Genomic DNA, 6504 nt, shown 5'->3' with positions numbered 1-6504 from the left:
CTGTGGTACAAAACACGACAGAGACGAGAATGCAGCAATAAATATATTAGTCGCGGGTGGGCAATCCGAGACAAAAAACGGGCATGGAGGCAAGTGTAACCCACCCCCATCCCCTCCCGGGAGGGGATGGGGGTGGGTGCAGCAGCCTGTGAGATGCCAACCCGCCGAGGAGCCACGGCTCGGTAGGAATCCCCGTGCCTTTAGGCCGGGGAGGATGTCAAAAGGGTTTGATTGGGAATACTAGAAACCCACGTCGAATGGCATGGGATATTTTTAGTAATATCAAATCCGTTTAATTAGGTATAAAAATATTGTCCATCTTCACCATTAGGAAATCTTGATATAGCGTTTCTCAGACTACTGAGGTACTGGTGTTTTTCTTCTTTTCTCTCTTGGTGCGCGCCTCCTTGCGACTGTCGTTGTTGCGGGGTCGCACCGCTATTCTCTGTTTCCCGAATTACTACTCCCTACTCCCCCACAACAAACGAATTTTGACCTCACCAGCATGGGAATTGCTATAACTGTTTTTCCTCTTGACTCCTGAGGACTGACTCCTATCTTCAAAAGATTTTATACCGATGCTACCGGATTTGATATAACCTCAAATTTGATACTTTTTAATAAAAATCTAATGGCTTCCTGCCCAAGTCACCCACTTGCGAGAAACACCTAAATGAGAGCTAGCTGCACTTAATTCTGCTTGATTAACATTTGCTGCGGTCAAATCTGCGCCACTCATTTCTACTTCATTCAGGTTTGCTCCAATTAAGTCTGCACCAGTAAGGTTAGTACTACGCAGATCTGCTCGATTCAGATTAGCTCGTGCTAGGTTTGCTCCTGTCAAGTCAGCACCGATTAGATTAACATCACTTAAATTCGCGCTACGCAAGTCTGCATAACTAAGATCGGCACCAGATAAATTTGCTTGACTTAACTCAGCTCCACTTAGTTTTGCCCGACTTAAGTCAATCCCACTTAAATCAGCTTGATTTAGATTAATCATAGTCAGTTTTACCCCACGCAGATTTGCATTACTGAGACAAACTCCTCGAAAATAACGTTTTCCTATAGAGTAGCGACTCAGGAATTTTTGAGCATCCATATTTTTCAACTCCGTTTGAGAAAATTAGTTTTTTAAAGATTGTTTATTTTTTCATGGTGGCAGAAACATCAAAAAATGTAGCTAAAACTACACAAAAGTTTAAAATTTTATAAATTTGTATGAAGCTCAATTGATATCATGAAGGGAGGAGTTAGGGGTGGGTTGACTCCTGACTCCTCCGTCATTTATTTATAACTATTCAACCGGACATAATATAATTTCAATCTCCACCAATCTTCTAATAAAGTGTACAAAACAGGAACTACAATTAAACTCAACAAAGTAGAAGTAATTAACCCTCCAATAATTGCCACAGCTAAGGGTTGTCGTAATTCTGCTCCTGCTCCTAATCCCAAGGCGATCGGCAACATTCCTAAAACTGTCGAACTTGTTGTCATTAAAATGGGTCGCAGTCGCACCAACCCAGTTTGCAAAATAGCTTGTCTGCGCTCTAACCCTGACTGACGCAGTTGATTAATATAATCCATCAATAACAAAGCATTTTTATCCAGTAAACCGAGGAGAAAAATTAGACCGAGTAGGGAAATAACGCCAAAATCACTCTGAGTAAATAATAATCCTAACATTGCCCCCACAATAGACAAAGGCAAACACAAACCTACTACCAAGGGTTCTAAAAATCTACCAAAAAGTAATACTAAGACTGTCAACATACATACAACAGAGAAACCTAAAGTTACAAAAAAACTACCAAATACTTCCCCTACTCTCAAAGAATCTCCACCTAAATCTAACTTGACACCAGGAGGTAAAATTGGTTGAGATATTTCTAGTGCTAAATCTATAGCATTCCCTAATCCTAAACCCTCAGAGAGATTAGCTGTAATATAGATAACCTGCTTTTGACTGCGATGAGTTATTTCCATGGGGTTATCGAAATTATTATACTGAGGCGCAATAGTTAAATCGACAAATCCTGGTAATTTGGCAATTTGAGTTTGAATTTTTTGAGCTGTATTGTAGATAATTTCTCGATTATCTCCTAATAACATTACCTCAAAAGGTTTTCCGGCACCAGTCTCAACAAATGGAATATCCTCCACACTAACACTAATATTTTTTAACTCAGATAAAGCTTTACGAGTTTGCTTTTGTATTTGGGCAGTAGTGAGCGATCGCTCTTTTTTGAGTTTTACATATATTTTACCACGATTTGGTTCGCCTTGGAAACCTGCAATACTAAAAACTGATTCTACTTCTGGGGAGGATAAAACAATTTCCTCGATATTTTGCGCTACTCTACGAGATTTTCTTAATAAGATCCTAGTGGGAGATTGAGTTAGACCGCTAATCCAATTAAATGCTCCTTCAGGAAAAATTGAGTTATTGGCAGGTGCTTGATTTGCTTGGGGTGGAGGAACACTTTCAGTATTTTTAGCAAAATTAGGTAGAGGGTAAGTGTAGGTAATATTAAATTCTCCTCGGTCTAGTTGGGGTACTAAACCTTTAGGGATTAGAGGAATCATTGCCACACCAAGAATGAAACTGAGTAAAGCTATTGCTATAACAATTTTTCGATGGTCTAGGGACCAGTTAAGTAATTTTTGGTATTGATTGGATAAAGTGTTCTCCCACTTTTGTGTTTGATTGAATAAACTCTCTAGGTTATAAAAAGAACTTCTGACTTCTGACTCCTGACTTCTGACTTCATCATAATTTCCTTCTAACTTCTGACTTCTGCCTTCTGCCTTCTGCCTTCTGCCTTCTGCCTTCTGACTTCTGACTTCATTATTATTTCCTTCTAACTTCTGCCTTCTGCCTTCTGCCTTCTGCCTTCTGCCTTCTACCTTCTGACTTCTGACTTCATTTAACCACCAAACTGCTAATACTGGGGATAAAGTGCGGGCGACTAATAAAGAAATTAATACTGCGGCGGAAACTGTTAAACCAAAGGGTTGAAAAAATTGACCAAGGGTATCTCCCATAAAAGCGACTGGGAGAAATACTGCGGCAATAGTGCAGGTAGAAGCAACAACTGTTAACCCTATTTCATCAGTACCATTGATGGCCGCTTGTCTGGGAGTTTCTCCTGCTTCGAGATGTCTGGCAATGTTTTCCACATCTACAATAGCATCATCAACAACAATTCCAATTATTATTGCTAAGGCGAGGAGGGTAATAGTTTCTAGGTTAAATCCAAATATTGCCATGATAATACAAGTACCTAATAGAGAAATAGGTATTGCTAAAGCTGTAATTATGGTGGCTGAAAAATTCCGCAAGAATGGAAAAATGACTGCTACTGCTAGAATAATTGCTAATAATAAAGCATCAATAGTAGCTTGGGTTGCTTCCTGAATATAGTCTGCTTGAGTTTCTGCTAAAGCGAGTTTTATTTCTGGCAATTCAGACTGCATTTTTGCTACAGTTGCTTCTACTTTACTTACAGCTTCTAAAGTATTGGCATCAGCACGTTTTACTACTTGGAAAGCTATGGCATTTTTATGATTGAAACTGACTAAAGTTGGGAAAGTGTTAGGGAGTGATGTGTCAGTGTCTTTTTGTTTGAAGGAAGCATCTCCAAGTAGGTTGACTTTTAAAACTTCCGGTAATTCTGAAATAGTAGGGATAATTTGATTTTGAGCAATGGCAGTTAATTCTTTGAGGGTCTTACTGTCACTGACAATGGCGTAGCTAATTGCTGCTGACTCATTGAGGTCAAGACTGATTATGTCTAAATTAGTTTCTGGAGGGAGAGGTACTTGTTTGAGAGCAGTTTCCACATCTGCTGTTGCTGATTTTAAATTGTTTAGGGTAGTAAAAGCTATGTTGATAACTGCTTGACCTGGATATGTTGAGGAGCGTAATTCATACATCCCTTTTGTTTCGAGGATTTTAACAGCTTTTTCGATGGGAGTTGTAATTTGCGTTTCTGTTTCGATAGTATTGTCAAAATTTGCTGTTGCTTGTACTACCACCACTGGAAAACTGACTTCTGGAAATAAGCCATATTTGAGACTACTAAAGGCAAAAAAACCTGCTATTACTACACTTAACCAAAAACAAATAGTTAACCATGGTTTAGCGATCGCCCTTCTGGAAATATTCCAGCGTTGTCGTAGATTTTTTGCTGTAGATTGTTTCATTATAATTCAGGTTTAAAACTTCTTCTTTTTTGAAGAAAAAAAAATCTTATTCGCCAATCTTATAATTTTCTGATAATTTTCAGCAGAGGTAATTATTAGACATCTTCAGAAAAGAGGCAGTAGGCAGTAGGCAGTAGAGGGAAATAATTGATGATTTCTGTGTGATAATTGATTTTATTTTTTATTATTGGAGATGTCTATTAAAGTAGATTTCATCAGGCGTGATGTACATCCTTTGCGGGCAAGATGCCCGCACTACAAACATCTTAACGTTAATATTTGTACCTCATATACGACCGAATCTGCTGTAATTTTTGAATTACCACCTACTACCTAACTAACTAATTTATTAACTCTTCAGCACAAATCTCTCCAACTTCTATTAATTCTTCTGGCGTTTCTTCCTTTGCTGCTTTGTTCATTAATTTCTGAAATTTTTCTAAGGTATATTTAGATTGAAACTGATTCAGGGTACAATCACATAGTGTTTCAGCTTGTTCTGTTGATAATCCTTTTGTCACAGCATTAATTTTACAACTTGCTTGATAAACCTCCGTAAAATCTTGAGGATATTCGTTTTGAGATAGTAATTTAGGAGTTTGACTTTTTGCTTCACTCACCAGTAAACTACAGTAAGCTATACTTACCAAGGTTAATAAAAAAACAGTAACTAAAGGTTGTTGTTTGCCGCTAATTTTCATCCTAAGAATTAGTCCTTTGTTAGACCGGAAAGAGAGGATATTTTATGATAATTACTTAAGCTAAATTGTGTAATTTTTTTGATAATTAGGAAACATTTTTTTGATATTTTATATATGTTAAGTAACCTCAATCTATTATTGATTATTGCTGTATAATTATCCATCAACTGACAACTTTTTAGAGTAAATTTAAATTATAAAATGGGGGAGGCGATCGGGTAATAGAAAAAATAAAATATTTCTCAACTCTCTTAACCTCATGCCTAAATTATAGTCATTAGCAGTAAGATATTAGCTTTTAATTTTTTGGCTTAATATAGAGCAAAAATGTAGTCTAGTTAATGTACTTAATCAATATGCAAAACCCTATTATATTGTCAATTTATCTTTTTCTTTTGGGTTTAATACCCGGCTATCTAAACGGTGTTTACAATTGCTTGGGGTTTGTAGACACAAAGTAGCTTGTCGAACACTGTCGCTATCCACTTTTTCCTTTTTTATTCTTGCTTCTTCCTTTTTCCTTCTTGCTTCTTCAATACTTAATCTAACCAAATTTCCCACCAAGAGCCAGACTTAGATTCCGATGACTCTACCTCTTTAATCCTGTTAATTTTTTCCCCTTGATGAATCTTACCTGCTGCTTGTTCGGCTGCCTCTTCTTTACTTCCTGCTTCGACTATTATATCCCTACGATTAAGAGTGACACGATATTTCATATTTTTTTTACCTCATATAATCTACAATAAGAACTTTACCATAATTTTATAACATCATATAGATAAACCGGATTTATGTCACCAAAAACCCGGTTTTCCAATTTTTTTAAGTTTGTTCTCTGATTTTTTTCTATATCTGAGATAGGGGTAGATTTAAGCATAAATATTTCTGTTAAGTAGAACATTCTCGATCTATAAATATACCCCTACAGTTTTTTATGAGAATAATCATCTGGACATGATGTTAAACAGGTTTAGTTAAGTTAGAACAATAACTATCATTTACTACTACAGAATTAATATTTATAGGCTCCATATCTGATGATTCTGGTATCCACCGATTTGTAGGATGAAAGACTACCTTTTTACAAACAACCTGAGTATTACTTAAAGACGCATAATCCCAAGTAAAAATTTCTGGGTCTCTAATATTTGCATTAGCGGGCACTTTAACTAATGCACTTAGCAAGACTAACTCCAGGGTTATCAAAGCAACAATTGCGTATTTTAACATAGACCTCCTAAACTGATTTTGTGAATAATTAATTTTCAGATAATAGTTTGATTCTTATTCCAATTATCTCATAATTTTTCTGAGAGTGTCAAGAACTTGGGAGGAGTCAGGAGAGAAGAATAAAGAGGAAGAACAGGAGAAAGTTTTTTATCACTAATTATCAGGACATGATATTACTAAATAATTAAGGTTTAAAGGTTATTATTTGAAGAATAAATAAGAACAAAAAATATTTTTGCTCATCCTATCCCTTTTAAGCAAAGGTAATTATTAATTGTTGAATTTTAAAAAGCCTTTTATGAGGGAATGCTGCGCAACCAGATACCTAATTCTATGCACAATTTTTTAGGTTGATAAATGATGG

General features: G+C 36.3%; 6 protein-coding genes. All 6 read right to left on the bottom strand.

Going from position 1 to position 6504, the window contains the following annotated elements:
• Positions 1 to 628: 628 nt before the first annotated feature.
• Positions 629 to 1102 (bottom strand): pentapeptide repeat-containing protein, encoded by a 474-nt coding sequence (locus F6K06_RS23455; RefSeq protein ID WP_124147052.1) that lies wholly within the window; start codon positions 1100 to 1102, stop codon positions 629 to 631.
• Positions 1103 to 1287: 185 nt separating this feature from the next.
• Complete coding sequence (locus tag F6K06_RS23450) at positions 1288 to 4209, bottom strand: efflux RND transporter permease subunit (RefSeq protein ID WP_287243129.1); 2922 nt, start codon at positions 4207 to 4209, stop codon at positions 1288 to 1290.
• 341 nt (positions 4210 to 4550) lie between these two features.
• Positions 4551 to 4910 (bottom strand): hypothetical protein, encoded by a 360-nt coding sequence (locus F6K06_RS23445; RefSeq protein ID WP_287243128.1) that lies wholly within the window; start codon positions 4908 to 4910, stop codon positions 4551 to 4553.
• 369 nt (positions 4911 to 5279) lie between these two features.
• The gene (locus tag F6K06_RS23440; protein WP_124147055.1) at positions 5280 to 5462 is read right to left on the bottom strand and encodes a hypothetical protein; all 183 of its coding nucleotides are present in this window, start codon (positions 5460 to 5462) and stop codon (positions 5280 to 5282) included.
• The gene (locus tag F6K06_RS23435; protein WP_161564687.1) at positions 5450 to 5626 is read right to left on the bottom strand and encodes a hypothetical protein; all 177 of its coding nucleotides are present in this window, start codon (positions 5624 to 5626) and stop codon (positions 5450 to 5452) included. Before F6K06_RS23435 ends, F6K06_RS23440 begins: the two co-directional genes overlap by 13 nt.
• Positions 5627 to 5870: 244 nt before the next feature.
• Complete coding sequence (locus F6K06_RS23430; protein WP_287243125.1) at positions 5871 to 6140, bottom strand: hypothetical protein; 270 nt, start codon at positions 6138 to 6140, stop codon at positions 5871 to 5873.
• Positions 6141 to 6504: the final 364 nt, after the last annotated feature.

The organism is Okeania sp. SIO1H4, from assembly GCF_010672695.1.
GTDB classification, from domain to species: domain Bacteria; phylum Cyanobacteriota; class Cyanobacteriia; order Cyanobacteriales; family Microcoleaceae; genus Okeania; species Okeania hirsuta.
Note: the sequence above shows the minus strand (reverse complement) of the source record. Positions and strands in the feature narration are given on the sequence as shown.